General features: G+C 63.8%; 30 protein-coding genes. 12 read left to right on the top strand and 18 right to left on the bottom strand.

Going from position 1 to position 26,535, the window contains the following annotated elements:
• Positions 1-154 precede the first annotated feature (154 nt).
• Positions 155-1,258, top strand: a complete 1,104-nt coding sequence (leuB, locus tag FJ934_RS14175) for a 3-isopropylmalate dehydrogenase (protein WP_140610236.1) — start codon at positions 155-157, stop codon at positions 1,256-1,258.
• Between the two features lie 116 nt (positions 1,259-1,374).
• Here the strand turns inward: leuB and FJ934_RS14170 are convergent, their stop codons facing one another.
• From FJ934_RS14170 to FJ934_RS14160, 4 genes are all read right to left on the bottom strand, one after another.
• Entirely contained in the window at positions 1,375-1,824 is a 450-nt protein-coding gene (locus FJ934_RS14170; protein WP_140610235.1) for a MarR family winged helix-turn-helix transcriptional regulator, read from the bottom strand.
• Positions 1,817-1,954, bottom strand: coding sequence for a hypothetical protein (locus FJ934_RS28380; RefSeq protein ID WP_246671509.1), 138 nt, complete (start codon positions 1,952-1,954; stop codon positions 1,817-1,819). Before FJ934_RS28380 ends, FJ934_RS14170 begins: the two co-directional genes overlap by 8 nt.
• Positions 1,951-2,244 carry a hypothetical protein gene (locus FJ934_RS14165; RefSeq protein WP_246671508.1) on the bottom strand — a complete coding sequence of 98 codons (294 nt, stop codon included), beginning with the start codon at positions 2,242-2,244 and terminating at the stop codon, positions 1,951-1,953. Before FJ934_RS14165 ends, FJ934_RS28380 begins: the two co-directional genes overlap by 4 nt.
• A 176-nt stretch (positions 2,245-2,420) precedes the next feature.
• Positions 2,421-3,071 (bottom strand): DUF805 domain-containing protein, encoded by a 651-nt coding sequence (locus FJ934_RS14160; protein ID WP_140610234.1) that lies wholly within the window; start codon positions 3,069-3,071, stop codon positions 2,421-2,423.
• Between the two features lie 55 nt (positions 3,072-3,126).
• Here FJ934_RS14160 and FJ934_RS14155 point away from each other — a divergent pair, with 55 nt between their 5' ends.
• A complete protein-coding gene (locus FJ934_RS14155) occupies positions 3,127-3,333 on the top strand; it encodes a hypothetical protein (protein WP_246671507.1) in 207 nt (68 codons plus the stop codon).
• Positions 3,334-3,403: 70 nt separating this feature from the next.
• On the opposite strand, the gene FJ934_RS14150 is transcribed toward FJ934_RS14155, so the two are convergent.
• On the bottom strand, positions 3,404-5,272 hold the full coding sequence (locus FJ934_RS14150; protein ID WP_140610233.1) for a DEAD/DEAH box helicase: 1,869 nt from the start codon (positions 5,270-5,272) through the stop codon (positions 3,404-3,406).
• A gap of 591 nt (positions 5,273-5,863) precedes the next feature.
• Between FJ934_RS14150 and FJ934_RS14140 the strand changes: the two genes are divergently transcribed.
• Positions 5,864-6,898: an aspartate-semialdehyde dehydrogenase gene (locus FJ934_RS14140; protein WP_140610231.1), complete on the top strand. Its 1,035-nt coding sequence runs from the start codon at positions 5,864-5,866 to the stop codon at positions 6,896-6,898.
• 177 nt (positions 6,899-7,075) lie between these two features.
• A complete protein-coding gene (locus FJ934_RS14135) occupies positions 7,076-7,528 on the top strand; it encodes a GNAT family N-acetyltransferase (protein ID WP_140610230.1) in 453 nt (150 codons plus the stop codon).
• 2 nt (positions 7,529-7,530) lie between these two features.
• Here FJ934_RS14135 and FJ934_RS14130 read toward each other — a convergent pair whose 3' ends face one another.
• The gene (locus FJ934_RS14130) at positions 7,531-7,938 is read right to left on the bottom strand and encodes an ACT domain-containing protein (protein WP_140610229.1); all 408 of its coding nucleotides are present in this window, start codon (positions 7,936-7,938) and stop codon (positions 7,531-7,533) included.
• A gap of 180 nt (positions 7,939-8,118) precedes the next feature.
• On the opposite strand from FJ934_RS14130, the gene FJ934_RS14125 reads away from it, so the two are divergent.
• The 3 genes from FJ934_RS14125 to FJ934_RS14115 all read left to right on the top strand — a co-directional run bounded on the left by FJ934_RS14125 (position 8,119) and on the right by FJ934_RS14115 (position 9,937).
• A complete protein-coding gene (locus FJ934_RS14125) occupies positions 8,119-9,024 on the top strand; it encodes a bestrophin family protein (protein WP_140610228.1) in 906 nt (301 codons plus the stop codon).
• Between the two features lie 108 nt (positions 9,025-9,132).
• A complete protein-coding gene (locus FJ934_RS14120) occupies positions 9,133-9,543 on the top strand; it encodes a DoxX family protein (RefSeq protein ID WP_140610227.1) in 411 nt (136 codons plus the stop codon).
• A 130-nt stretch (positions 9,544-9,673) separates the two neighbouring features.
• Entirely contained in the window at positions 9,674-9,937 is a 264-nt protein-coding gene (locus FJ934_RS14115) for a YMGG-like glycine zipper-containing protein (RefSeq protein ID WP_140610226.1), read from the top strand.
• A 75-nt stretch (positions 9,938-10,012) separates the two neighbouring features.
• Here FJ934_RS14115 and rpsP read toward each other — a convergent pair whose 3' ends face one another.
• The 6 genes from rpsP to FJ934_RS14085 form a co-directional block, all read right to left on the bottom strand.
• A complete protein-coding gene (gene rpsP, locus FJ934_RS14110) occupies positions 10,013-10,408 on the bottom strand; it encodes a 30S ribosomal protein S16 (RefSeq protein WP_140610225.1) in 396 nt (131 codons plus the stop codon).
• 50 nt (positions 10,409-10,458) lie between these two features.
• A complete protein-coding gene (locus tag FJ934_RS14105) occupies positions 10,459-10,785 on the bottom strand; it encodes a chorismate mutase (RefSeq protein ID WP_140610224.1) in 327 nt (108 codons plus the stop codon).
• Positions 10,786-10,795: 10 nt separating this feature from the next.
• Entirely contained in the window at positions 10,796-12,385 is a 1,590-nt protein-coding gene (gene ffh, locus FJ934_RS14100) for a signal recognition particle protein (protein WP_140610223.1), read from the bottom strand.
• 325 nt (positions 12,386-12,710) lie between these two features.
• Positions 12,711-13,670 carry a CPBP family intramembrane glutamic endopeptidase gene (locus tag FJ934_RS14095; RefSeq protein ID WP_140610222.1) on the bottom strand — a complete coding sequence of 320 codons (960 nt, stop codon included), beginning with the start codon at positions 13,668-13,670 and terminating at the stop codon, positions 12,711-12,713.
• 178 nt (positions 13,671-13,848) lie between these two features.
• The gene (locus FJ934_RS14090) at positions 13,849-14,454 is read right to left on the bottom strand and encodes a DUF1236 domain-containing protein (protein ID WP_140610221.1); all 606 of its coding nucleotides are present in this window, start codon (positions 14,452-14,454) and stop codon (positions 13,849-13,851) included.
• 63 nt (positions 14,455-14,517) lie between these two features.
• Complete coding sequence (locus FJ934_RS14085) at positions 14,518-15,615, bottom strand: putative zinc-binding metallopeptidase (protein ID WP_140610220.1); 1,098 nt, start codon at positions 15,613-15,615, stop codon at positions 14,518-14,520.
• 248 nt (positions 15,616-15,863) lie between these two features.
• Between FJ934_RS14085 and FJ934_RS14080 the strand changes: the two genes are divergently transcribed.
• Positions 15,864-16,661, top strand: a complete 798-nt coding sequence (locus FJ934_RS14080) for a lytic transglycosylase domain-containing protein (protein WP_140610219.1) — start codon at positions 15,864-15,866, stop codon at positions 16,659-16,661.
• Positions 16,662-16,769: 108 nt separating this feature from the next.
• On the opposite strand, the gene FJ934_RS14075 is transcribed toward FJ934_RS14080, so the two are convergent.
• Positions 16,770-17,993: an argininosuccinate synthase gene (locus FJ934_RS14075; RefSeq protein ID WP_140610218.1), complete on the bottom strand. Its 1,224-nt coding sequence runs from the start codon at positions 17,991-17,993 to the stop codon at positions 16,770-16,772.
• Between the two features lie 307 nt (positions 17,994-18,300).
• Here FJ934_RS14075 and FJ934_RS14070 point away from each other — a divergent pair, with 307 nt between their 5' ends.
• The 3 genes from FJ934_RS14070 to FJ934_RS14060 all read left to right on the top strand — a co-directional run bounded on the left by FJ934_RS14070 (position 18,301) and on the right by FJ934_RS14060 (position 22,005).
• Positions 18,301-20,358, top strand: coding sequence for a bifunctional diguanylate cyclase/phosphodiesterase (locus FJ934_RS14070; protein ID WP_140610217.1), 2,058 nt, complete (start codon positions 18,301-18,303; stop codon positions 20,356-20,358).
• Between the two features lie 219 nt (positions 20,359-20,577).
• The gene (locus tag FJ934_RS14065) at positions 20,578-21,219 is read left to right on the top strand and encodes a LysE family translocator (protein ID WP_140610216.1); all 642 of its coding nucleotides are present in this window, start codon (positions 20,578-20,580) and stop codon (positions 21,217-21,219) included.
• Between the two features lie 102 nt (positions 21,220-21,321).
• Positions 21,322-22,005, top strand: coding sequence for an outer membrane protein (locus tag FJ934_RS14060; RefSeq protein WP_140610215.1), 684 nt, complete (start codon positions 21,322-21,324; stop codon positions 22,003-22,005).
• 9 nt (positions 22,006-22,014) lie between these two features.
• On the opposite strand, the gene FJ934_RS14055 is transcribed toward FJ934_RS14060, so the two are convergent.
• From FJ934_RS14055 to rlmN, 4 genes are read right to left on the bottom strand one after another with little or no spacing between them, the layout of a single operon-like run.
• Positions 22,015-22,698: a GNAT family protein gene (locus tag FJ934_RS14055; protein ID WP_140610214.1), complete on the bottom strand. Its 684-nt coding sequence runs from the start codon at positions 22,696-22,698 to the stop codon at positions 22,015-22,017.
• Between the two features lie 32 nt (positions 22,699-22,730).
• Positions 22,731-23,228, bottom strand: a complete 498-nt coding sequence (locus tag FJ934_RS14050) for a hypothetical protein (RefSeq protein ID WP_140610213.1) — start codon at positions 23,226-23,228, stop codon at positions 22,731-22,733.
• A complete protein-coding gene (locus FJ934_RS14045) occupies positions 23,225-23,674 on the bottom strand; it encodes a hypothetical protein (protein ID WP_140610212.1) in 450 nt (149 codons plus the stop codon). Before FJ934_RS14045 ends, FJ934_RS14050 begins: the two co-directional genes overlap by 4 nt.
• Positions 23,671-24,906 carry a 23S rRNA (adenine(2503)-C(2))-methyltransferase RlmN gene (gene rlmN / locus FJ934_RS14040; RefSeq protein ID WP_140610211.1) on the bottom strand — a complete coding sequence of 412 codons (1,236 nt, stop codon included), beginning with the start codon at positions 24,904-24,906 and terminating at the stop codon, positions 23,671-23,673. The genes FJ934_RS14045 and rlmN overlap by 4 nt, the downstream gene beginning before the upstream one ends.
• Positions 24,907-25,160: 254 nt before the next feature.
• On the opposite strand from rlmN, the gene FJ934_RS14035 reads away from it, so the two are divergent.
• The gene (locus FJ934_RS14035; protein WP_140610210.1) at positions 25,161-25,460 is read left to right on the top strand and encodes a hypothetical protein; all 300 of its coding nucleotides are present in this window, start codon (positions 25,161-25,163) and stop codon (positions 25,458-25,460) included.
• Between the two features lie 152 nt (positions 25,461-25,612).
• Here the strand turns inward: FJ934_RS14035 and FJ934_RS14030 are convergent, their stop codons facing one another.
• The gene (locus FJ934_RS14030) at positions 25,613-26,470 is read right to left on the bottom strand and encodes a sigma-70 family RNA polymerase sigma factor (protein ID WP_140610209.1); all 858 of its coding nucleotides are present in this window, start codon (positions 26,468-26,470) and stop codon (positions 25,613-25,615) included.
• Positions 26,471-26,535 lie beyond the last annotated feature (65 nt).

Genomic DNA, 26,535 nt, shown 5'->3' with positions numbered 1-26,535 from the left:
GCGCCCCCCTCTGCCCTGCCGGGCAGAGGGGGGCGAAGGATCACCGACGGTGCCCTGGTTCGCATCGCGGCGTTCTACCTGCCCGTTACGGCTTGCGCAGAGCCCGCTTGGCGTTTAGCAAAGCGCCGGTTCAAATCTTTCTGGGACGGTTTTCATGGCAACGAAGCATCTTTTCCTGCTCCCCGGCGACGGCATCGGCCCCGAGGCCATGGCCGAGGTCAAGAAACTGATCGCAGCCATGAACGAAAAGCTCGGCAGCGGCTTCGTCACCGACGAGGGCCTAGTCGGCGGCTGCGCCTACGACGCGCATGGCGCGGCGATTTCCGATGCCGACATGGAAAAGGCGATGGCAGCGGACGCCGTTCTGTTCGGCGCGGTCGGCGGGCCGAAGTGGGATGCGGTGCCTTACGAGGTGCGCCCCGAAGCCGGCCTGCTGCGGCTGCGCAAGGACATGGAGCTGTTCGCCAATCTGCGCCCCGCCATCTGCTACCCGGCGCTCGCCGCATCGTCCTCGCTCAAGCAGGAGGTGGTCGAAGGCCTCGACATCCTCATCGTGCGCGAGCTGACCGGCGGCGTCTATTTCGGCGAGCCCAAGCAGATCATCGATCTCGGCAACGGCCAGAAGCGCGGCATCGACACGCAGGTCTACGATACGTTCGAGATCGAGCGCATTTCGGGCGTCGCCTTCGAGCTGGCGCGCACCCGCAAGAACCACGTCACGTCGATGGAAAAGCGCAACGTCATGAAGTCGGGCGTGCTGTGGAACGAGGTCGTCACCCAGACCCACAAGGCGCGCTATTCCGACGTCAAGCTCGACCACATGCTGGCCGACGCCGGCGGCATGCAGCTGGTGCGCTGGCCAAAGCAGTTCGACGTCATCGTCACCGACAATCTGTTCGGCGATATGCTGTCCGACATCGCCGCCATGCTGACCGGCTCGATCGGCATGCTGCCGTCGGCCTCGCTGGGCGCGCCGGATGCCAGGACCAAGAAGCGCAAGGCGCTCTATGAGCCGGTGCACGGCTCGGCCCCCGATATCGCCGGCAAGGGCGTCGCCAACCCGATCGCCATGATCGCGTCCTTCGCCATGGGCCTGCGCTATTCCTTCGGCATGGTCGAGGAGGCCGATCGTCTCGAAGCTGCGATCGCCGCCGTGCTCGATGCCGGTCTGCGGACGAAGGACATCATGTCCGAAGGTATGACCGACGTCGGCACGGTCGAGATGGGCGAGGCCATCATCGCCAAGTTCCTGGCTTAGAGCAGTTCACCGTTTCACAGAAACGGCAATCTGCTCTAACTCCTTGTTTTGACGCAATTCCGGACGGAAAACCGTTCACACTTTTCCTGGAATTGCCCTAGCCGAAGGCTTCAGCCTCAGCGGATCTCGCCGGCCAGCCGCTGCAGCAGGCCGACGAGCCGTGCCTCGTCCACCGCTTCGAAAAAGGCCGCGTCGGCGGCCTCTACGGCGACGATAGCGCGCTGTGCCGCCGCCGCTCCGGTTGGAGTGACGCGGATCACCTTGGCGCGGGAATCCTTGGGGTCCGCCTCGCGTGCGATCAATCCCTTGGCCTCGAGCCTGGCAACGACATCCGACGTCATCTTCACTTCTGTCCCCGCCTGGGCTGCGAGTTGCACCTGGTTGGGCGGCTCGCCATCGCGGCCGAGCCACATGGCCGAGGCCAGCAGCACGAACTGGACGTGCGTCAGGTCGAGCGGCGCCAGCGCCGCCGTCATGACGCGCTGCCAGCGCATGGTGGTTCGCCAGAGCAACAATCCCGGGCTCTCCGATGGACCGCCCTTGAAGCGCGTGTCGAGTTCAGCCACGGTTCGCCAACGCCTTCGCCTCTTCGAACAGCCTGGCCATCGAGGTGTCGAAATCGCCGCTGATCTGCGGCCCGAGCTCCGGGCCGACCTCGGCGGCCGACGGGCCCGAGATTTCGAGCCTATGGGTCACCTGCGTGCCGCCTTCGACCGGCACCAGCGTATGCCGGAACAGCAGCGTCGTATCGCCGAACGAGGTCTGGTCGGCATAGGTGACGTTTCGACGAGATCGACAATGGTGGATTCGAAAGTGTCCTGCCCCACCGGGGTCACGGAGACACGGGTGCCCTTGGCGAATGGCCCGTGCAGCACGAAGGTATCCGATCCTTCATAGGTCAGGCGGCCTTCATGCAATGCCTTGAGCGCGTTCCAGATAGCGCGAGCCGGTAGCGGCGAAATCGCGGTGTACTCATTGCTCCACATAATCTTGCCTCCATCCGCGTCTTGTCCGATCGACTACTCGATCTGCGCACAGATTATCGGTGCACAGACTATTATGCAAGCGGAATCTTAACTCCGACGCTGAACGGCAAATCAGCCTTGAGTTAACCCTTGTTTCTCGGCCGAGAAAACATTCTCGTTCGTTTTGGGGCTGGCCTCTAAACCTCGACCCCTGCCGGCACCGGCCCCCAGGGGTTTTCACCGAGCTGAGAGGGCGCTAGCCCCAAGACCAGCACGGCCACTCCACCGATGATTGGGATGAAGCAGGGCAAGACAAGCCAGCCGCTCAGACCGACGTCGTGCAGACGCCGCACTGTCAGCGCAATCCATGACAGGCCGAATGCCGCCATGAAGATAAGGGCGGGCAGGTATCCTATCGAGCTCTTGCCTGCATTGATGCCGAAGCCGTTGATGGCCAGATTGACGAGTATCCCGAAGCCAAGAAGCGCCGCCAGCACAAGATTAAAGCATAGCCAAAAGGCCCAGAATTCCTTGCGGCGGGCGCGTCCATCGAAATTGAAATAGTTCACGCTCACTGTGCGCCTGAAGTAGGCCCACAGTCCCGTGGCACCCTTTTCGGCAGGTCGGCCTGGCCGTGGACCGGTGCTTGACGACGGTATGGTTGAGGCGGCCGCCATGGCTATATTGTGGGCCGTGCCGTCGTCCGGCTGGAACTCGACGAGCGTTCCCCTGACGAGGGGAATCTCCTGGCTGAGATCGTTACGCGAAAAGATATAGCGCTTGCCGTCCGTTCCGTTGATGTACCCGTAATCCTGATCCTGGTCGTAATGAAGCACTGCTCCGCGCATGCCCCGCCCCCATCGCTGCAGCAATACGCCGACTGCTACTACAGGTTGTCCACAATTGCAACATGCACGCAAAACTGCGACCGCGTCGCTGATCGAGGCGAGCGGCGGGCTGATGCCGGCGATCGATTCCAATGACCGGGCCGGCTGGTACGCCGCGATCCGCAGGATGGCGGACGATCACGCCTGGGCGATCCTCGCTGGCCGAGCGCATCGCAAAGCAGCACCGGCCGACACCGGTATCGGCGAGTTGGGCCGCCATTAAGGCCGGTTTGAAGGAAAGCGCGTGCAGGCAGCGCGCCGAACACCAACCGCCCTGATCTGGCAGCCCTGTCCTATGAAGGGCGTTTCTTCGTCTTCTTGTGCTTTGGCGCACCGGCATTTTCGAATTTCGGCTTGCCTGGCTTTTTCGCCCACGGCTTTGCCTCATGCACGGCGGCCGGGCGCTGATCGGCTGAAGCCGGTGTACGCTTCTCGAATTTGCGCTTCGGTGCGCTCGGGTCGAACGGCGCCTTGCCGCGATGCGGTTTCTTGTCCGGGCTTGGCGGCTGATAGCCGGCCCGCGACAGGTCCGGCGTGCCCTCGAGCCGCTTGACCGCGATGTTGCCCTGCACTTTGCGGTCCGGACCGATCGCGGCGAGAAAGCGGTCGGCCCAGTCGGCGGCGATCTGCACGAAGGTTTCCTCCGGCTGCATCTTGATGGCGCCGATCTCGCGCTTGGAGATGCTGCCGGCGCGGCACAGCATCGGGATCAGCCAGCGCGGCTCGGCATTCTGCCGGCGACCGACCGACAGCGAAAACCAGACGCTGGCGCCGAAATCATCACGGCGGCTGGGCGCCTCGTCGCGGCGGGCGAATTTTTCGCCCGCCTGGCTGTCACGCGAAGGCGTGAACGGCGCGACATCCATCAGATCCTCGGGCGCCGAGCGGCTGGAACGGCACTGGCGCACGAAAGCGGCCGCCACCTGCTCGGCGCCGTGCCTGGCGAGAAGCGCGTCGATGAAAGCGCGCTCGTCCTCCTTCACCGGTTCGTCGAAGGCGGGATCGGCCAGGATGCGCTCGTCGTCGCGCCGCATCACGTCGTCGGCCGAGGGCGGGCTTGCCCATGTCGCCGTCAGCTTGGCGCTCTGCAGCAGCCGTTCGGTGCGCCTGCGGGCACTGTTGGGCACGATCAGCGCGCTGACGCCCTTGCGCCCGGCGCGCCCGGTTCGGCCGCTGCGGTGCAGCAGCGTTTCGGGATTGGTCGGCAGGTCGGCATGGATCACCAGTTCGAGATTGGGCAGGTCGATGCCGCGCGCCGCCACATCGGTGGCGATGCAGACTTTGGCGCGGCCGTCGCGCATCGCCTGCAAGGCATGGCTGCGCTCGTTCTGGCTAAGCTCGCCCGAAAGCGCGACGACGGAGAAATTGCGGTTGTTGAAGCGCGCGGTGAGATGGTTGACGGCGGCGCGCGTGTTGCAGAACACCAGCGCGTTCTTGGCTTCGTAATAGCGCAGCACGTTGATGATGGCGTTCTCGCGATCGGCCTGGGCGACGTTGAGCGCCCGGTATTCGATGTCGAGGTGCTGCTTCTCCTCGCCGGCGGCCGAGATGCGCACGGCATCGCGCTGATAGCCTTGGGCGAGCGTTGCGATGGAGCGCGGCACGGTGGCCGAGAACATCAGGGTGCGGCGATCGGTGGGCGCGACGTCGAGGATGAATTCGAGATCCTCGCGAAAGCCGAGGTCGAGCATCTCGTCGGCCTCGTCGAGCACCACTGCCTTCAACGCCGACATGTCGAGAGAATTGCGGGTGATGTGGTCGCGCAGGCGGCCTGGCGTGCCGACGACGATGTGGGCGCCACGCTCCAGCGCGCGCCTTTCGGTGCGCATGTCCATGCCGCCGACGCAGGACGCCACGGTGGCTCCGGTCGGCTCGTAGAGCCATTCCAGCTCGCGCGTCACCTGCAGCGCCAGTTCGCGCGTCGGCGCCACTGCCAATGCCAGCGGCGCGGCGGCACCTGAAAAGCGTTCGGCGCCGTCGAGAAGCGTCGGCGCCATGGCGAGGCCGAAGGCCACGGTCTTGCCCGAGCCGGTCTGCGCCGACACCAGTGCGTCGGCCTGGCCGAGCTCCAGCACCGCCTTTTGCACCGGCGTCAGCTCGGCATAGCCGCGTTTTTCCAGCGCTTGTGCCAGCGCAGGAACGATACCTTCGAAGTTGGACATCTCGTTCTTTCGGAATTCAGGGTTCCGCGCTCATCATGGAGCACATACCGGGCCTGGCGCAGCGCCAGCCAAAACAATCTTGGCCGTTCGTACTTCTTGGCGTCGCTCTTGTACAGGGCAAGAGGTACCGCTTCCCCTTCTCGCCCTGTGGGAGAAGGTGGATTGGCGCGCAGCGCCAAGACGGTTGAGGGGTGCTGGAAGGATCGCCGTCGGTGCCAAGCTGGAGCACCCCTCATCCGACCGAGCTTTGCTCGGAAGGGAAGAGCAGCGCCGCGCGACCAATTGACTCCTGTCGCAAACCGCGTAAAAGCCCGCTTCGAACGGGATCGTTTTTCGATGCGCGGCCTCTCGACGGCTCCTCTTGCATTCGACGCCCCCAGCCACGATGTAAACCATTGGGCCGGGCGCGTCGGCGCGTCGCCTCGTTCCAGCAAACCCCTATTCTTGGCCAAGAAAACCACCAAAACCACCACCAAAACGGTGTGATTCCCTTGGCCTAACCACCCTCTCCCGGGTTCGGCCCGGGACGGAACCCGCATCGGCCGGCGGGTTTTCTCCAACAAACCAAGCGGAGAGGGACAGGAGATTTCGATGAGTTTCAAGGTTGCAGTCGTCGGCGCCACGGGCAATGTGGGCCGGGAAATGCTCAACATACTGGAAGAGCGCGGCTTTCCGGTGAGCGAAGTGGTGGCGCTGGCCTCGCGGCGCAGCATGGGCACGGAAGTGTCGTTCGGCGACCGCACGCTGAAGGTCAGGCCGCTCGACCAGTATGATTTTTCCGACACCGACATCTGCATCATGTCGGCCGGCGGCAACGTCTCCAAAGAATGGTCGCCGAAGATCGGCAAGCAGGGCTGCGTGGTCATCGATAATTCGTCGGCCTTCCGCTACGACCAGGACGTGCCGCTCATCGTGCCGGAAGTGAATCCCGACGCGATCTCGCTGTTCACGCGCAAGAACATCATCGCCAACCCGAACTGCTCGACGGCGCAGCTGGTCGTGGCGCTGAAGCCGCTGCATGACGTCGCGACCATCAAGCGCGTCGTCGTCGCCACCTACCAGTCGGTGTCCGGCGCCGGCAAGGAAGGCATGGACGAGCTGTTCACGCAGACGCGTGCCGTGTTCGTCGCCGACCAGGTCGACGTCAAGAAGTTCACCAAGCGCATCGCCTTCAACGTCATTCCGCATATCGACGTCTTCCTCGACGACGGTTTCACCAAGGAAGAGTGGAAGATGGTGGCCGAGACCAAGAAGATGCTCGATCCCAAGATCAAGCTGACGGCGACCTGCGTGCGCGTGCCGGTGTTCATCGGCCATTCGGAAGCGGTCAACATCGAGTTCGAAAAGCCGATCACCGCCGACGAGGCACGCGACATCCTGCGCGATGCGCCCGGCTGCCAGGTTTTGGACAAGCGCGAGGACGGCGGCTACATCACGCCGCTCGAATCGGCCGGCGAGGACGCCACCTTCATCTCGCGCATCCGTGAGGATTCGACCGTCGACAACGGGCTGTCGATGTGGATCGTTTCCGACAATCTGCGCAAGGGCGCGGCGCTCAACGCCGTGCAGATCGCAGAGTTGCTGATCGAGCGCGGACTGATCCAGCCGAAGCAGAAGGCGGCCTGACGGCTGTTCAATTAGCGCTCACGGGCCGTATCGCCGCTGCCGCGGCGGGCCCTCCGCGGGGGCGCCGGACGACCGGCGGCCCGCGTCGCGGGCTCGGCCTTCGGCCGTTGGTTTCTTCTCCCCGTCACTATACGGGGAGAAGGTGCCCGAAGGGCGGATGAGGGGCAGCGCCGACCTATGAGCGATCGCACCAAAATCACTCTGCGCCCGGCCATCGGTTCGGATGCCGCCGCCATCGCCAAGGTGATGCGGGCGGCGCTCAACTCGTTCGACTGGATGCTGGTCATCCACACGCCGGCTGAGGATCTTGCCTTCATCCGCGACATTCTGCTGCCACGGCAGCAGGCGACGGTCGCCGAAGCCGGCAGCGAGATTGTCGGCTTTATTGCCGTCAGTGGCGATTGGGTGGAACAACTCTACCTCGACCCGGCCTGGACCGGGCAAGGCATAGGCAGCCGGTTGCTGATCGACGCGACCGCTACTTTGCCGGTCGTGAAACTCCATTGCTTCCAGGCCAATACCGGCGCCCGGCGTTTCTACGAGCGCCACGGGTTTCGTGCCGAAGCGTTCGGCGACGGCACGACCAACGAGGAAGGCCTGCCTGACATTCTCTGTGTTCGCAGGTGTTGATTTCAGCCTGCGCTGTCCCTGGCCAACTGGTGCAGCAACCCCAATCCCTCCTGCGCCCGGTCAGCCGGAACGAACAGGTGGTCGTGATAAAAGCCCGAGACCGGATTGACGCCCATGCCGGCCCCGGCGAGCCGCGCGGTGATGGCGGCGAGGAAGCCGACTGCTTCCAGCGATGAGTGGATGTTCAGCGTGATCATCCGGCAGCGGAATGAAGCGGCCAGCCCTGCGGCACTCGCCGCATCCTCAGTTACAATCAGCGTCGTGCCCTCGCGCTCGCGAAATATCATGACCGGATCGAGGCCTTCCGGCTGGAGAACGCCGGGCGCCAGCGTCGCGAAGACATAGGTGCCATCGAGCAATTCCGGCGTCATCGATGCCAGCAGCTTTTTCAGATCGGTCTCGCCGGTCATTTTTCTTGCCTGTACTGGGGGCGGCCCTGCAATTTCCTCAATATCCGCAACTGCCGGATGCCGATAGTCCGCACACGGCGGGCACGACATGGCGATGTCGCTGGCGGCTGAGCTTGCGCATCTGTCCGATCGCACAATAGAGGAGCTGAGGGCCGACGCCGGTCCGTGAAAGGCCCTTCGATGATCGTTCGCCCGCGCCCCACCTTCCTGCAGCTGTTCTTCGTCATGCGCGGCTCCGTGGTGCCGCGCATCCTGCCGCAGATCCTTGGCTTCGCGCTTTATTCGGCGGTCATCCTTGTCGTCGCGCGCCAGTTCCATCTCGATCTCGGCGTCTTCAGCATCGCGCCTTTCGGGTTGGTGGGCGTGACCTTGTCGATCTACCTTTCGTTCCGCAACAACGCCGCCTATGACCGGTGGTGGGAGGCGCGCAAGCTGTGGGGCGCACTGGTCTTCGAAATCCGCAATCTGGCCCGCGCCACCACCAGCCTCATTCCCAACCGGGCCGAGCAGCGCGCGCTGCTGATGGAGGCGCTGGCCTTCTGTCATTTCCTGCGCGGGCAATTACGCAAGATCGACAGCGTGAAGGACGCCGGCGCCTTCATCGATGCCGAGGCGGAGCGGGCCGCAAGCTTTGCCAATCCGGCGGACGAGATGGTCAGGCGCATGGGCCGGCGCGCCAATGCCCAACGCCGGGGCGGTGAACTCGACGCGATCGGCTTCCGCATCCTGGACGAAAGGCTGGCGTCGATATCGGCCATCCAGGCCGGCTGCGAGCGGATCGCCGGCACGCCCTTGCCCTTCGCCTATACGCTGCTGGTGCACCGCACGGCCTACATCGTCTGCCTGCTGCTGCCCATCGGCCTGATCTCGACCACCGGCTGGGCAACGCCGCTGTTCACGGCGCTGATCGCCTACACCTTCTTCGGTCTCGACGCGCTTTCGGAAGAGCTCGAGGATCCTTTCGGCACCGAGGCCAACGACCTCGCCCTCGACGGCCTGTGCCGCGTCTGCGAAATCTCGGTGTTCGAGGCGCTTGGCGAGACGCCGCCGAAGATGATCCCGGCTGAGAAGTTCTATTTTTCCTAGATCCGGCAGAGGACGGATCAAAAGAATCCAGACCCCTGTAGGATTGCCGCTCTACCCCGCGTCCTTGGTTCGACCATCAAAAGGGGCCGAACCACCGGAGGAAGACCAATGAGCATTTCCGAAACCGCGCCTGTCTCCTCGGGCGCCCTGTGGACCGGCCGCGTGCTCAGCGGCGTCATCGTCCTGTTCATGATCTTCGACGGCGCCATCAAGCTGCCGCCGCTCGACATCGTCACACAGACGATGACTGAGCTCGGCTGGCCCGCTGACGCCAATGTCGCGCGCCTGCTCGGCGTCATAGGGCTGGTCTCGACCGCGCTCTACGCTTTGCCACGCACATCGGTGCTCGGCGCGATCCTGCTCACCGGCTATATGGGCGGCGCCATCGCCACGCATGTGCGCATCGGCAGCCCGCTGTTCTCACACACGCTGTTCGGCGTCTATCTCGGCATCATCCTGTGGGGCGGCCTCTATCTACGCGACCCCCGGGTCCGCGCGCTGATCCCGCTCAGCCGATAATCGAGAGAGAGAATGTTCAGCGCCATCCAGCGGGCACTGTAGCGATCTTATTCTCCTCGGGATCAAATTAGCCGTCTGAGAGTTAAGGACTCGGCGGCGAGACGGCGACCCGCGTGTGAGAGGAGCTAAAATGAAGAAGATATTGACTGTTCTGGTGTTGGCGACGGCGCTCGGTGCATGTTCGCAGACGGAAAAAGGCGCGGCCGTGGGCGGCCTTGGCGGTGCCGCGGTTGGCGCGGCCGTTGCCGGCGATCCGGTCCAGGGCGCCGTGGTCGGTGGTGCCGTAGGCGCCGTGGCGGGCGCCCTGATCGGCCATGCCAGCGAAAGCGGCCAGTGCCGGTACCGCGACCGCCATGGGCGGGTCTATGTCGACCGCTGCCCGAGCGGCTATTGAGCGCTCTTGGACCGCAGACAGCAAAACGGCGGGCACAGGCCCGCCGTTCTGGTATCCGCAAGGGATGCGAAGCGATTACTCCGCCGTGGCGGCTTCTTCCGCCGGCGCGGCTGCGGCCGCAACGGCAGCAGCGGCGTCGTCCTGCGCCTTCTTCAGAAGTGCCGCGCGTTCCTGGGCCTTCTTGCCGGGCTCGGCCTTCTTCGGGTTGGAGCGGGCGTCGCGCTTGGCAAGGCCGGCCTCGTCGAGGAAGCGCAGCACGCGGTCGGTCGGCTGGGCGCCGTGCGACAGCCAGTGCTTGACGCGGTCGGCGTCGACCTTGACGCGTTCGCCGTCCTTCGGCAGCAGCGGGTTCCACGAGCCGAGCGACTCGATGAAACGGCCGTCGCGCGGCGAACGGGCGTCGGCGACGACGACGTGGTAGTAAGGACGCTTCTTCGAGCCCGCACGGGCCAGTCTGATTTTCAGTGCCATTTCTTTTCTCCTAAAAGCTCTGATTTCGTTGATGAGATTGTGGCTGGTTGTCAGCCGGTTTTCGTCACGCCGTTGGCAGCGGCGATCTGTTCGTGGTGCCGGATCACTTCGCGGACGACGAAGTTGAGGAATTTCTCGGCGAAATCCGGATCGAGATGCGCGTCCTTGGCCAGCTGGCGCAGACGGGCGATCTGCTGCTGCTCGCGTGCCGGATCGGCCGGCGGCAGGCCATGCTCGGCCTTCAGGACGCCGACCGCCTTGGTGCAGCGGAAGCGCTCGGCCAGCATATGGATGAGCGCGGCATCGATGTTGTCGATCGAGGCGCGGTAGCCGGCCAGGACAATGCGGGCGTCCGCCATGTCTTTTTCCTCGTTCACAGCGCGCCCCTCACTTCTTCTTGCCAAGGCCCGGCAGCCCGCCGCCGAGGCCCGGAAGCTTCATGCCGCCAGGCAGGCCGGGGAGGCCGCCGCCGGGAAGGCCGCCAGGCAAGCCCTTCATGCCGCCGAGGCCGGCGGCCTGCGCCTGCTTCTGCAACGCTTCGAGCTGCTTGGGATCCATCCTCGACAGGTCGGGCATGCCGCCCATTCCACCGGGCATCATGCCGCCCCCCAAACCACCAAGTCCCATCTTGGAGGCAAGACCGCCCATCATGCCGCGCATCAGGCCGCCGCCTTTGCCCTTGCCGCCCATCGCCTTCATCATGTCGGCCATGCCGCGATGCATCTTCAGGAGCTTGTTGATCTCGGCCGCGTCGGTGCCGGAGCCGGCCGCGATGCGCTTCTTGCGCGAGTGCTTGAGAATATCGGGGTTGGCGCGCTCGGCCTTGGTCATCGAGGAGATGATGGCGAGCTGACGGCCGAACATCTTGTCGTCGAGGCCGGCGGCGGCCATCTGGTCCTTCATCTTGCCCATGCCGGGCATCATGCCCATGATGCCGCCCATGCCGCCCATCTTGGACATCTGCTGAAGCTGCTGGGCCAGATCGTTCAGGTCGAACTTGCCCGACTGCATCTTCCTGGCCATCGCCGCCGCCTGCTCGGCGTCGATGTTTTCGGCGGCCTTCTCGACGAGGCTGACGATGTCGCCCATGCCCAGGATGCGGTCAGCGATGCGCTTGGGGTGGAATTCCTCCAGCCCGTCCATCTTCTCGCCGGTGCCGATCAGCTTGATCGGCTTGCCGGTGACGGCGCGCATCGAAAGGGCCGCACCGCCACGGCCGTCGCCGTCCATGCGGGTCAGCACCAGGCCGGTGATGCCGACGCGCTCGTCGAAGCTCTTCGCCAGGTTGACGGCGTCCTGGCCGGTCAGCGAGTCCGCGACCAACAGGATTTCGTGCGGGTTCGACACCTTCTTGATGTCGGCCATCTCGACCATCAGCGGCTCGTCGATATGGGTGCGGCCGGCAGTGTCGAGGATGACGACGTCATGGCCGCCGAGCTTGGCCGCCTGCACGGCGCGCCTGGCGATGTCGACCGGGTTCTGGCCTGATATGATCGGCAGCGTCGCAACCTTGACCTGCTCGCCGAGCTGGCGCAGCTGCTCCTGCGCGGCGGGACGCCGCGTGTCGAGCGAGGCCATCAGGACCTTCTTGTTCTGACGCTCGGTCAGCCGCTTGGCGATCTTGGCCGAAGTGGTCGTCTTGCCGGAGCCCTGCAGGCCGACCATCATGACGACGACGGGCGCGGGCGCATTGAGATCAATGGCGACGCCCTCGGCGCCGAGCATGTCGACCAGCTCGTCATGGACGATCTTGACGACCATCTGGCCGGGCTTGATCGACTTAAGCACCGCGGCGCCGACGGCCTTCTCGCGCACCTTGTCGGTGAAGGAACGCACCACTTCCAGCGCGACGTCGGCCTCGAGCAGCGCACGGCGCACCTCGCGCAGTGCCGCCGAGACATCAGCCTCCGACAGCGCGCCGCGGCCGGTGAGGCCGTTCAGGATGGAGCCAAGGCGCTCCTGCAGCGATTCAAACATTCTTTGTCCTTTTCCCTGACACCCGGATGGTGCCCGAGAGGTAGTGCGTTCGCGCTCCGTCTCCAAGCAAAACCCAGTCGAAGCAAAAGCAAAAGCCCAAAACCAAAAAGCACCCGGGGGCGCACAGCGCTGCCGGGTGTTGGCCTCCAGGATCGATTTACAGCACTTGGCCTCCTAAGAGGCTTCGGCGTCCTGGTCGGCTTGCTCGGAGGGATACTCGTCGCGGAATTCGAGGCGTGTAGACAGGAAATCGGCGCAAGAGTCAAGGCAAGGGCTGGGCAGCAAGGCGTGGCGGCCCTGCGAGATGATTTTCATCGTGCCCGTGTCAGCTGGCTGGCTCGGCTGTGTCAGCCGCAACCTTGAGCAGCGAGCGGGGATGAAGCAGCAAGACAATCGTCAGCAGGCTGCTGACGATGCCGATCATGGCGATGAGTACCGCGTCCGTCGTTGTCCAGCCCGGCCCTTCGAGCGGCGTGGCGGTGAACAGGGCGAAGGAATTGTAGCTCGCCTGATGCGAGATCAGCAGGAAGCCGGTCAGATTGTTGCCGAGATGGGCGCCAAGCGCAGCACCCAGATTGCCGGTGGCATAGACCACGAGCGTCAGAAGGAGGGCAAAAGCGGCGATCGAGGCCAGCAGGCAGGCATTGATGGCGGCGGACGAATTCGTGCTCCAGTGCAGTGATGTGAACAGCAGTCCCGGCAGCAGTGCCCAGATGAACGGACTTCTGTAGCGGTAGGCCAGACCGCGCAGTAGGTAGCCGCGAAACAGCACCTCTTCCGACGATGTCTGCAGAAAAGTGAGCGCGACGATCGGGATCAGGAACAGCAACCAGGACGACAGGCGGATCGTGCCGCGCGAGATCCCGGGCTCCAGGAAATAGAGCAGGATTTCGGATATAAGCGAGGTGATCAGCACCGCGACCAGTCCCTTGAGGAAATCCGGTCGGCAAACACGCCGGCTGTTGCCAAGAAGTGCCGACAAGGGTTCGCCATGGACCCAGCGCATCGCAATCCATAGGCCGATCCAGATGCCGGCGAAGGAGCCAAGCGCGCTGAGGATGCCGATGGGCGAGGCGAGGAAACCCTGCATCCCGCCGGCAGGCGCGGCCCCGCCCTTCGAAGCCTGCCAGGTGAACAAGGCATAGGTCCCGCCAAACAGCACGATCGCGGTGGATACCACCCAGAACAGGACGACGATCCCTGTCCCGAAAAACAGCCGCCACAAGGTGGTTTTGTGGTTTGGCGAATGCCGGTAACGGTCGAAGGCGGCAGGGTCAGATATCACGACGGTTCCTTTGCCGAATCCACCACCTGCTGACTAGCCGATGGGCCTAAAGATCGGAATCGATTTCGCAAAGGAGCGGCGCGCGCCTGCACTTCCGATCCAAGCGCGCGCCAGAAACATCGACTGGCCCTGCATGCTCAAGCGGCGGTGCTGTCGCGGCCGCTTGAGAAAGCCTATGTCAACGCATCACGTACATGACGCGCCGTGTCTGCGGATCGATCAGCGCCGGCTGACCGTTCACATAGACATAGCGGTAGTTGTAATCCGGAATTGGGCGCAGTTCGATGGTGTCGGGCAAGATCGCGCCGGTCACCACCTCGCCGTCGAGATAGACCGGGTCGAGGCGGTGGCTGTCGACATAGGTCCGGACCTCGGCTGGAGGCGCAGGAAAGTCGCCCACGACCGGGTCGCTGGAGATGATCGCGCCGGTATAATCATTCGAGTAGTTGCCGATGTCTTCCGGCGGCGAGACGATCGCGACGCTGGAACCGTGCGGCCGCTGCGTCAGCACCACCCGGCTGCCGCCGAAATCGGCCGTCACATAGTCGGAATAGACCCAGCCCTGGCCGCCCGCTTCGGCAATGGTGCACCATTTGCTGTTCTCGATGCAGCCATTGAGCGTTGCCGACTGGCCAGCGGCGAGCACGCCGATGACTGGATATTGCGGGCCGGGGCCGGCGCGCACGTTGAGATCGGTGACGGCCGAGACGGCTGTGTCGGCAAGCGCGGCACCCGACATCACGGCCAACATCCCGGCGACCGCGGGCAACAACAGGGATTTCATGGGTTCTCTCCGTTTTCATGGTCCCTCGGCGGTGAAAACGGCGCAGCGGCGCATGCGTTCCGGTTAAAGCGCCGTTGCCAACTCACGATTTGTTCCGACGTCTTTCGGCAAACCGGTCAGAAGGTCGTGAACGAAGGCCAGTTTTCGAGCCGTGACGTCCGAAATGACGAAGGGGTAGAGATCCGGCAGACCCATGCAGCGGTTGATCGAATTGGAGGCTTCCGACAGCACCAGCCAGCGGGCGAGGACCTTGTCGAAAGGCTCGGGTCTGTTCGCAGGCTCGGAAGGGGCTGCCTGCAGCCGGCCGCCAGTGTCGCCCCGCGGCAAGTCGTTGGCCTCCACCGTCTCCAGCCGCCCGAGCGGGAAGTTCAGCGCATGGACCATCTCCAGCGTGTCGGTGATGTGCAGATGGTGGGCCCATGTCTCGGCCCAGTCCTCCCATGGATGCGAGGTCGCATAGGCCGAGATGTGGTCTTGCTGCCAGTCGGGCGCGGCACCATTGGCGTAGTAAGTCTTCAGCGCCTGTTCGTAGTCGGCTCGCTCGTCTCCGAACAAGGCGCGGAAGGCTTCCAGCCTTTGCGGATCGTCGCGGACCAGGCGATCCCAGTAGTAATGGCCGAGTTCGTGCCGGAAATGGCCGAGCAGCGTGCGGTAATTCTCGCCCATCTCGACACGGCGCTTCTCGCGCTCGGCCGAATCGGCCTCGGCGACGTTGAGCGTGATCAGGCCATTGTCGTGGCCGGTCAGGATGCGTTCGCCGCCGGGGCCGCCGCCGATCGGATCGGCAACGAAGTCGAAAGCCAGGCCCACCTCGTCGAAGGGCGCATGCTTGGGCGCGACCGGCAGGCCGAAGGCGAGCAGCGAATAGACGGCACGCTTCTTCGCCGCCTCGACCCGGATCCAGCGGCGGCGGTTGCCGTCGACGGAGAGATCGGGGATCAACTGGTTCAGCGCGCAGGCACGGCAGAAAACCCGGCCCGGCTCGGCCATCCAGTTGCAGGCGCATTCATCGGCATTGATGCATTGGATGATGCCGTCGACGCCGGACAGGACAAAGCGCGCGTGTTCGGGGTCGTAGAGCACGCGGCTGGAGCAGTTCAGGCACTGGGCGTTCTCGAAATACAGGCGGTGGCCGCATTGCGGGCAGTCGAAGAGTTTCATATCGGTCTCGGCGTGCGGGGAGGTGTCGCTTCGAAAACGCGGGCCTTCAAACGTCGTTCCGTCCGGTGACGCCAATCAGCAACACGGCAGGTGGATCAGCCGGCTCTCGGCCGCGTTCGCCACAATAATTACTTGATCGTAGGTAAATTCCCCGGCATTCGCCAGCACGGCGCCGCGGACGGTGACAAATGTGCGTTTCGCTGGCAAATTCGCAACTGGGACGTGAATCAGGCAACCAGGAGAACAATATGGCATTTCTTGCCAAGGGTAGGATTTTAGCGGCCGCGGTGGTGGCTGTGCTTGGGCTTGCGACGACCGGGCAGGCGGCGCCAAGCTGTGGCAAGAACGGCGCCGGCTTCGATGCCTGGAAACAGGATTTTGCCGCGGAGGCCAAGGCCGAAGGTGTAGGTTCGAGGGGACTGGCGGCTCTTGCTGGCGCGACCTACGCGACAAGGACCATCGCCGCCGACCGCGCCATCCATAAGGCTTTCAGCGGCTCGGTGGACGATTTCATGAAGCGCCGTGGCGGGGCGGCGATCATTTCCAAGGGCCGTGCGCTGAAGAAGTCGAACGCGGCGCTGTTCGACCAGATCGAGCGGAACTATGGCGTATCGCCGGGTGTGCTGCTCGCCATCTGGGGCATGGAGACCGGCTTCGGTGCCTCGATGGGCAACCAGAACACGATCTCGGCCATTTTGACGCTGACCTATGATTGCCGCCGTCCGGACTACTTTCACCCGCATGCCATTGCGGCCTTGAAGCTGGTTGATCGCGGAACGTTGACCGCCTCGTCGGTCGGCGCCATGCATGGCGAGATCGGCCACACACAGTTCCTGCCCGGGAATGTCCTGAAATATGGCGTAGGGAGCGGAAACCTCCGCGACAAGGCCACTGCGCTGGCTTCCACCGCCAACTTCCTCAAGGGGCATGGCTGGCAGGCCGGCGCGAGCGCGGAGGCGAACATGGGCGCAATTGCCGGCTGGAATTCCGCGAGCGTCTATCAGCAGGCCATTGCCCGCATCGCGACCGCGATCGACGCCGACTGACCCGATCTTCGTTCAGCAGCAGGAGCCCGGCCATGTGCCGGGCTTTTGTTTGGTCGTAAGGAAAGCCGACGCCGGCGTCGGCTTTCTATTTCCCGTCGAGCCCGGATATCAGCCGTTGCGGTTCCTCGCCGCCAACGTGCGCAGCCTGAGCGCGTTGAGGCGGATGAAGCCGGCGGCGTCCTTCTGGTCATAGGCGCCGCGGTCATCCTCGAAGGTGACCAGCGCATCCGAATAGAGCGTCTTCTTCGACTTGCGGCCGGTGACCATGACATTGCCCTTGTAGAGCTTCAGCCGCACCGTGCCTTCGACATCTTCCTGGCTCTTGTCGATCATCGCCTGCAGCATCAGCCGCTCGGGCGCGAACCAGAAACCGTTGTAGATGAGTTCCGCGTAGCGCGGCATGAACTCGTCCTTGAGGTGCGCGGCACCGCGGTCGAGCGTGATCGATTCGATGGCGCGGTGGGCCGCGATCAGGATGGTGCCGCCGGGCGTCTCATAGACGCCGCGCGACTTCATGCCGACGAAGCGGTTCTCGACCAGGTCGAGCCGGCCGATGCCATTGTCGCGGCCGAGATCGTTGAGCGCCGCCAGCATGGTCGCCGGCGACAGCTTCTTGCCGTCGAGCGCGATCGGATCGCCCTTCAGGAATTCGATCTCGATCTCGGTGACCTTGTCCGGCGCATCCATCGGCGAAACGGTGCGCTGGTGGACGAATTCCGGCGGCTCGCTCCACGGGTCTTCCAGCACCTTGCCCTCGGAAGAGGAATGCAGGAGGTTGGCGTCGACCGAGAACGGCGCGTCGCCCTTCTTGTCCTTCGGCACCGGAATCTGGTGCTGCTCGGCGAAATTGATCAGGTCGGTGCGCGACTTGAACGACCAGTCGCGCCAGGGGGCGATGACCTTGATGTCGGGGTTCAGCGCGTAAGCCGACAATTCGAACCGGACCTGGTCGTTGCCCTTGCCGGTGGCGCCGTGCGCGATGGCGTCGGCGCCGGTTTCCCTGGCGATCTCGACAAGATGCTTGGAGATCAGCGGCCGCGCGATCGAGGTGCCGAGCAGGTAGGTGCCTTCATAGACGGCGTTGGCGCGGAACATCGGGAAGACGAAGTCGGAGACGAATTCCTCGCGCACATCGACGACGCGGATATCCTTGATGCCCATCATTTCGGCTTTGCGGCGCGCCGGCTCCAATTCGCCGCCCTGACCGAGATCGGCGGTGAAGGTGACGACCTCCGCGCCGAGTTCGGTCTGCAGCCATTTCAGGATGATGGAGGTGTCGAGGCCGCCGGAATAGGCGAGCACGACTTTCTTGACGTCTTTGGCCTTGGACATTTCTGCTCCGTGGGATGGCGGACGCCCTGAGCGGGCATCACGGATGGTCGGAGCGCCTTTTAGCAGGAACGGCAAAGCGAGCAAGCAGGCGCGGCGCCAGACTGCCGATCCAGCGTATAGCTGGGTGCTGAACACCGGCCAGGAAAACAACTTGCTGCAATCGAAGGCTGCATTTAGCTGTCGTATTTAATCAAGTTTTCATGCCCCGCCGCTAAAAGACCCGACGGAGCTGCGCCGGCCCACAGGACCGTGCCGGGGCAGCCTCGCTCGCTTCGTCGCGGGTATCCTCGGGCTTGGGCCATCCTTGATGCGCGTTATATCCTGTATCGTCACGGAGCATAATCTGTGGCTCGTTCTGCTGGCGGCGCTGATGTGCGTCACCGGGTGCTGGGTGACGATCGGTCTGCTGGACCGCGCCAGGAAAACCGTTGGTGTGCAGATGCGGGGCTGGCTGTTCCTGACCGCGGTCGCGGCCGGCTCCTCGGTCTGGTGCACGCATTTCATCGCCATGCTGGCCTACCAGCCCGGTGCGCCGATCACCTTCGATCCGGCGCTCACCATGATATCCCTGGTCATCGCCATGGTCGGAACCGGGACGGGCTTCGGCCTTGCTCTGGACAAAGGCCGCGGTCTGGCGCCGGAATGGGGTGGATGCCTTGTCGGATTGGCGATCTCGGCCATGCATTATACCGGCATGATGGCCTATCACGTGGCCGGCATCGTCGAGTGGGACGCCCGCTATGTCGTCGCGTCGCTGCTGATCTCGATAGTGTTTTCCGCCGCCGCGATCGGCCAGGCGGTGCGCCGGCCGTACCGCTGGTCGCACTATCTCGGCATCGGGCTGCTGGTGCTGGCGATCGTTGGCCTGCATTTCACGGCAATGGCCGCGGTGGCGGTGACGCCGCTCTCCTTCATCACCACGGGCACCAATCCCGACATCCTGGAAGCGATGGCCGTCGCGGTCGCCGTTGTCGGCCTGATCGTCGCCGCCACCGGCTTCGCCAGCTATCTGATCGACGAGCGCGGCCGGCTCGAGAGCTTCGAGCGGCTCCAGCATCTCGCCCTCAACGACGCGCTTACCGGTCTTGCCAACCGCGTCTCCTTCAACGACCGCCTCGACCATGAGATCAAGCGGGCGCGCGAGGACCAGGATGCGATGACCGCCGTCATCGTCATCGATCTCGATCGTTTCAAGGAAATCAACGACCTCAGGGGACACGCCGCCGGCGACCAGGCGCTCAAGATCATCGCCCGCAGGCTGGCGAAACTCGTCGGCGACGGCGAGTTCGTCGCCCGGCTCGGCGGCGACGAATTTGCCGCCATCAAGCGCTTCAAGGACCAGAAGGATCTTATCGGCCTGGTCTCGCGGTTGGAAAAATCGTTGTTCGAGCCCCTGCGGCTCGACGATTTCGAGATCGTCACCGGCGCCAGCATCGGCGTTGCCGTCTATCCGCGTGACGGCGCCGACCGGGAGAGGCTGGTCAGCAATGCGGACCTGGCCATGTACCGGGCCAAGAACGACGTGACGCGGGCCGTCTGCTTCTATGAATCGGCCATGGACGAGACGGCGCGGGCGCGCCGCGCGCTGGCCAACGATCTTCGCCAGGCGATCGAACGCGGCGAGCTGTCGCTGCATTATCAGGTGCAGACTTCGGTCGCGACCGGCGCTACCTGCGGCTATGAGGCGCTGCTGCGCTGGACCCACCCCGTGTACGGCATGATCCCGCCGGTCGAATTCATCCCGATCGCCGAGGAGAATGGCTCGATCCTGGCGATCGGCGAATGGGTGCTGCGCACCGCATGCCGTCAGGCAGCCTCCTGGGGCAATGGCCACAAGATCGCGGTCAACCTGTCGCCGGTGCAGTTCGCCCATGCCGACCTCGCCACGCTCATCCACCAGATCCTGGTCGAGACCGGGCTGTCGCCGAAGCGCCTGGAACTCGAACTGACGGAATCGACGATCGTCGCCGACAAGGTTCGCACGCTGCACGTGCTGCGCCAGATCAAGGCGCTGGGCGTGACGATCGCGATCGACGATTTCGGCACGGGCTATTCCTCGCTCGACACGCTGCGCTCGTTCCCTTTCGACAAGATCAAGCTCGACCGTTCGTTCATGGCCGATGTCGAGCGCAGCCCGCAGGCCAAGGCGATCATCCGCGCCGTGCTGACACTGGGGCGCAGCCTCGACATTCCAGTGCTCGCCGAAGGCGTCGAGACCCATGTCCAGCTCAGCATCCTGCAAGTCGAGGGTTGCAACGAGGCGCAGGGCTATTTCCTCGGCCGGCCCAAACCAATCGACCAGATCGTGCTGACCGGTGCGGCGGTCCCCACGCTTGCCGAGATCCATCGGCCGGCTGCCGCTTAGCCTCCGGTCCGGCGCGGCTTGGCATGCTGCGCGTGGCGCGACGCAGCTCGCCCTGCCGTGTCTGGCGCCATCGCCGCGCATCCTGTATAGGCACACGCATTCCCGGAGCGGTCCATCGTTTCACGAACGGCGAGCCGCTCTGTCTCCCTCTCCTTGTCTGACGCAATTCCGCCCGGAAAGCCGTTTCGCACTTTTCCCGGAATTGTTCTGGGGCCTTGCATGTCCTTCATTCCCGACACCACCACGCTGATCCAGTTCGCCATCGCCACCGTCATCCTGGCGATCACGCCCGGGCCGGACATGACCTTGTTCGTGTCGCGCACGCTGAGCCAGGGGCGCGCCACCGGCTTCGCCTCGATGGCGGGCGCGCTGTGCGGCACGCTGATTCACACCACCCTGGTGGTGGTCGGCGTCTCGGCGCTGATCGTCGCCTCGCCGATGGCTTTTTTCGCGCTGAAGATCTTCGGCGCTGGCTATCTCGTCTTCCTCGCCTGGCAGGCGATCGCCAAGGGCTCGGCCTTTTCGCCGGAAAAGAAGACGGGGCCGCAAATCTCGCTGCTGCGCAGTTGGGCGGCGGGGCTCGGCGTCAACCTGCTCAACCCGAAGATCATCCTGTTCTTCATGACCTTCCTGCCGCAGTTCGTCTCCGCACATGACCCGAACGCGCCGGGAAAGCTGTTCTTCCTCGGCACCATGTTCATCGTGCTGTCGATCCCGGTGACGGCGCCGATGGTGCTGGCGGCGGAAAGGTTCTCGGCGGCGATGAAGGCCAGCCCGCGCGTCACGCGCGTGGTCGACTATCTCTTCGCCGGCGTCTTCTCGGCCTTCGCGCTCAAGATACTCACGGCGCAGGCGAAATAGGCACTTTTCAGCGCGTCGGATTTCGCGAACAGCGTTGCAAATTTGCTCTTGCCGGCCAATTGCCGCACATTTAGATAGGCCCCAAGGGTGATTGGGGAATCTATGAAAAACATACTCTTGGCATCAGTTGCCGTGATGGGCCTGTGCGCCGAAGCGAACGCTCAGGACGCGCGGTACAATTGGTCGGGTTCATATGTCGGTGTCGAAGGAGGATATGCAGGATCCTCTGTCCGGTTCGACGCCGATTTCACCAGGTTCCAAGACACCTACCACAAGGACGGTTTTCTCGGCGGCCTTTACGCCGGTCATGATTGGCAGTTCGGCAACGTCGTCTACGGCGTGGTCGGTGATTTCGACTTTGTCGGTCTCGGCGACACTGAATTTGGCGACAGCGCGGCCTTCACCGGCGGCAAGGGTGAAGCGTATACATACGACGTCGACTGGGTGGCGACGGCGCGGCTGCGCGCCGGGTATGCGGCGACCGACCGTCTGCTGGCCTACGCGACTGGCGGCCTGGCGGCAGGACATTTTCAGGCCACTTCCTATTCAGGTCCGATCTTTTTTCCAACTTCCGTACCCGCATCGACATCGGATTTTTCCGGCGTGAAATTCGGTGGCGTGTTGGGCCTCGGCGCGGAGTATGCACTGGCTGACAAGTGGTCGCTGAAGGCGGAATATCTCCACTATATGTTCGATGAGATCGAGCCGGGGCCGGGCGGTACGGCCGGCGCCACTTTCAGGCCCTCACTCGACACGGTGAAGTTCGGCATAGCGTACAGATTCTAAGGCGGTCTGTTAGCCGGGAAGACCTGGCCCGCCGAACGGACGGACGACCCCGGCGGCCGCGTCCACCTTCGCACGCTCTTCATACTCTTCGAGAGTCAACGCGTAGAGCATCTGGTCGAGGCGTTTGCCGGTGCGGCCGTCTATGCGGTGCGAGCGCAAGGTGCCTTCCAGCCGCAGGCCTGACCGTTCGCAAACGGCGATAGCCGCCTGGTTGCGGGCCAAGGGCTGGAAAGTAACCTTTTCCAGCTTGCGCTCACGAAAGAAATGCCGGAGCAACACCACCGACGCCTCGAACGCCATGTTCCGGCCGCGGTTTTCCGGATCGCCGATGATCAGGTGCAACGAGCCAAGCCGGTGCCTGAGATCAACCTCCACCACAGCCAGGCCCAGCGGGGTATCGTCTGGCCGGCGCAGGATCGTCATCAGATTGCGCTTTAGATTGTCGAAGCTGGCGACATAGACACGAAAGGCCTCGAGCCCCATCGCCTTCTGCGGTGCGTTCAGGCCTTCCATGACCGCCGGATCAGTCAACCACTCCGCGATCTCACTCGTAACCTCGGATGGCCTGAGCGTGCGGATCCGAACCTTGTCGCTCCAGCGGTCGACAAAGACCGGCCTCAACCTCTGAGCGGCAAGCGGCGTGATGAGCGGTGCGGGAGAGGGCGTCGCGCCCGGCTTCGGCATTTTCGGCATCGGCTACTCATGCCGAAAGCAACAGGCTGCGGTCAAGGGCTGCGGTCGAGATCAGGATTTCGATCGCCCAGGCTAACGGGTCTTCCGTCCTGCCACCAGCTTCCGGCCCAGCGCCCGGCGCTGAGCCAATAGAAGATGCCGCCGACCATGCCGCCGCCGATCACCGCCATAATCGGGTTAGTGCCGGTGACCGCGAAGGTGGTGTCACCGGCGTGGTCGACGAGGCCGAGGAAGACGGCCGCGACCACGGCGCCGGCCAGCGCATAATACAGCCAGTCGCGCCGGCCGAGGATTTCGGCAACCAGGATGACGATCACCGCCGGCATGAAGGCAAAGTAGGCGACGAACAGGGCGACGAAGGGAATTGAGAAATACAGCGAAGCCGTCGCTGTCGGGTGCGTGTGGTCCGGCGCATAGCCGTGCGACGCCAGGAACAGGATGTTGAGGAAGGCGCTCGCCGCCAGCGCGGCGACGGCGTAGCCGAACAGGATGATGGCCAAGCGGACGATGTAGGCGACGAGACGGTTCATCGCGGACCCCGCGGCATGAGGTGACCGGACTTGCGTCCAGCCACAAGCCAATAGACCGAACCGGCGGCGGTGCCGGCCGTGGCCAGAAACCCGAGAAAGCCCGGATTGAAAACAAACCCACCGGCCGAGCCCGGGATAAAAACGCCAAACGCGATGGACGTGATCGCACCCGTGACTGCGAAGTAGAACCATCCTCGCAGGCAGAGCCGCTCGGCGAGGAAGATCGCGGGCCCAACGATCAGCAGCGCGCAGACCGCCACGGTCAACACGGCAAGCGGGAAGGAACCCAGCCAGTCGAATGCGAAGACCATGGACCAGTTGTCATCCTCGATCCCTGCCAGAAGGGCGATCAGCAGCACGGGCACCAGGATCGAGGTCAGCACGGCGGCGACATAACCGACCGCTATCATGGCGATACGCTTGAGCCCGGCGACGAGACGGCTCACGCCTCGCCGTGCCCCGCGATCATCATGGCTTCCAGCGCCAGCCGGTCGACCTTGCGCATGCGCTCGGATTCCGACTTGAGCTGGCCGCAGGCGGCCAGGATGTCGCGGCCGCGCGGCGTGCGGATCGGCGAGGCGTAGCCGGCATTGTTGATGTAGTCGGCGAACTTCTCGATCGTTTCCCAGTCCGAGCACTGGTAGTTGGTGCCAGGCCACGGATTGAACGGGATCAGGTTGATCTTCGCCGGGACGCCCTTGAGCAGCTTGATCAGCGCCTTGGCGTCCTCGATGGAATCGTTGACGTCCTTCAGCATCACATATTCGAAGGTGATGCGCTTGGCGTTCGACAGGCCGGGATAGGCGCGGCAGGCGGCAATCAGTTCCTTCAGCGGATACTTCTTGTTGATCGGCACCAGAAGGTCGCGCAGATCGTCATTGGTGGCGTGCAGCGAGATCGCCAGCATGACGCCGATCTCCTCGCCGGTGCGGAAGATTTCCGGCACGACGCCGGAGGTCGACAGCGTGATGCGTCTTTTTGACAAGGAAAGCCCGTCGCCGTCGGAGGCGATCAACAGCGCCTTCTTCACCGCCTCGAAATTATAGAGCGGCTCGCCCATGCCCATCATGACGATGTTGGACACTTTGCGGCCCTCGGCCGGCACGATGGCGCCATCGGGCGTGTCGCGGTCGGGAAAATCGCCGAGCCGGTCGCGCGCGGTGAGCAACTGGGCGAGGATTTCTTCCGCCGTCAGGTTGCGCACCAGCTTCTGCGTGCCGGTGTGGCAGAACGAGCAGGTCAGCGTGCAGCCAACCTGCGAGGAGATGCAAAGCGTGCCGCGGCCTTCCTCGGGAATGTAGACGGTTTCGATCTCGACCGGCCGGCCGGCGCCGCGCGGCGGAAAGCGGAACAGCCACTTTCGCGTGCCATCGGAAGAGATCTGTTCCTCGACCATCTCGGGCCGGGCTACGGTGAAATGCTTGTCCAGTTCGGCGCGAAAATCCTTGGAGATGTTGAACATTCCGGCGAAGTCGGAAACGCCGCGCACATACATCCAGTGCCAGAGCTGCTGGGCGCGCATTCTTGCCTGGCGTTCTGGTACGGCGCCGGACGCGACGAGAGCCTCCGCCAGCTCGGCGCGCGTCAGGCCGATCAGCGACGGCTTTTCGGAGGGCACGGCGCGGGCGCGCAACGCGTCACGGGCACCGTCGGCGGTGAGGTCAAGCGAAAGGGTCATGGTTGCACTGATATAAGCGGTTTGCGGCCGATTTCATCCATCGTGCCGGACATCAAGCGCGGCGCATAGCACAGGTTGAGCGCGGAGTCATGCGCGGGCGAAGCGACCGGCTCGTCATGGGAAACCGCCAAGGTCTTCTCCACCGCGTCGTTGCCAGCGCTCCGGTCACATGTTCGTGTTGAGGTAACAGCAGGCCCCGCGGCCGCGAAGGCTGAAAGGGGCAACTGTGCTCCGGAAAAATGGGAGTTCGTGGAATGCACTCGATCAAGCTTGTTTTTATTGCCGGCCTTGTCGGCCTGTCCGCCTCGCAGGCTTTTGCCGAAGACGCCATGGGCACGATGACGATGATGAAGGCCGGACAAGTGACGGCGATCATGCCGGACGGCCATATGGGCACCATGACGCCGGACGCAAAGATGAGCGGCGAAATGATGAAGATGGCGAAGCCTATCAAGCATTGCATGATGATGATGACCGACGCCAAAGGCAAAGCCTACATGATCGATACGTCGACCAAGAAGGCACAGGCCGAATGTGAGAAGATGGCCATGTAGTCGTAACCACCGCCCCGCCGGCGAGAGCTGGCGGGGTCCGGCGCCAGCCTCTCGTGGCTTTGGCTCGAGCAAACACGCGACAATCGCTCAGACGCGCGGTCGCGACCTCACCTCACAGCTTGACGGTGTCTGTGCCAGGAGACCATGGCTTCTTAGCCGAGTTGAACCCAGTCCGTGGCCTCCAGAACATAGGGAGCGAACAGGAAATCCCGGATGCCGATGATCCTGTTTTCCGACCAGTCGACCAGAACAAAATGCGCGGGTCTGTCCATCGGGCCGGTGCTGTCGAAGACCAGCATGGCCGGTTGTCCTTCGACCGCGCCAAGGGCGAACCGCCATTTCGTCACTTCCGCATAGCGCGTGAAATAGGGCGTAATCCTGCCGCGCCCTTCCAGGTGCAGCCGGTTCACCAGTTCGAGCTTCACATCGTCGGCGAGCATGGCGCGGATGGCGTCGAAATCGCCGCCGCGAAACAGATCGACGAAGGCGGCGATCTTGCGCCGGTCCGTGTCCGACATCAGCGGCAGCCTGGTGTCCTCCGGCGTCTCGGCAAGTTGGCGCAGCGCGACGCGGCCGCGCTGAAGCGCCGATTTGGCGGCGGCTGGAGAGCACTCGGCAATGCCAGCGATCTCCTCGACCGAATGCCCCAGCACATCCCTTAGGATCACCGCGCAGCGCTGAAGTTCAGGCAGCCGCAGGAAGGTCTGAAAGCTGATCGCGACGATATCCGCCTCGGGCATGGGCGCGGCCTCGATGTTTTCGGTAAGCGGAACCACGGTGTTGCGCGACCTGCCGCGCAAAAAATCCAGGCTCGCATTGTGGGCGATGCGAAACAGCCAGCCCTCGAGATTGTCCACCTCGGCGCCCTGGGCTCGCGCGTGCAGGGCCTTGACGAGGGCATCCTGAAGGACATCCTCGCCACTGATCGCCGATCCCGTCATGCGCGCGCAATAGCGATGAAGGCGTGGCCGCAGCGCTTTCAGCCGATCTTCGAATTCTTCCGTATTCATCGATCGAGACCTTCGGTGCTTCCGCGCTTTGTTCCATTACGGACTGGATGCCGGTGTCGAGAATT

The sequence above is a fragment of the Mesorhizobium sp. B2-4-12 genome (assembly GCF_006441575.1).
Taxonomy (GTDB): Bacteria; Pseudomonadota; Alphaproteobacteria; order Rhizobiales; family Rhizobiaceae; genus Mesorhizobium.
Note: the sequence above shows the minus strand (reverse complement) of the source record. Positions and strands in the feature narration are given on the sequence as shown.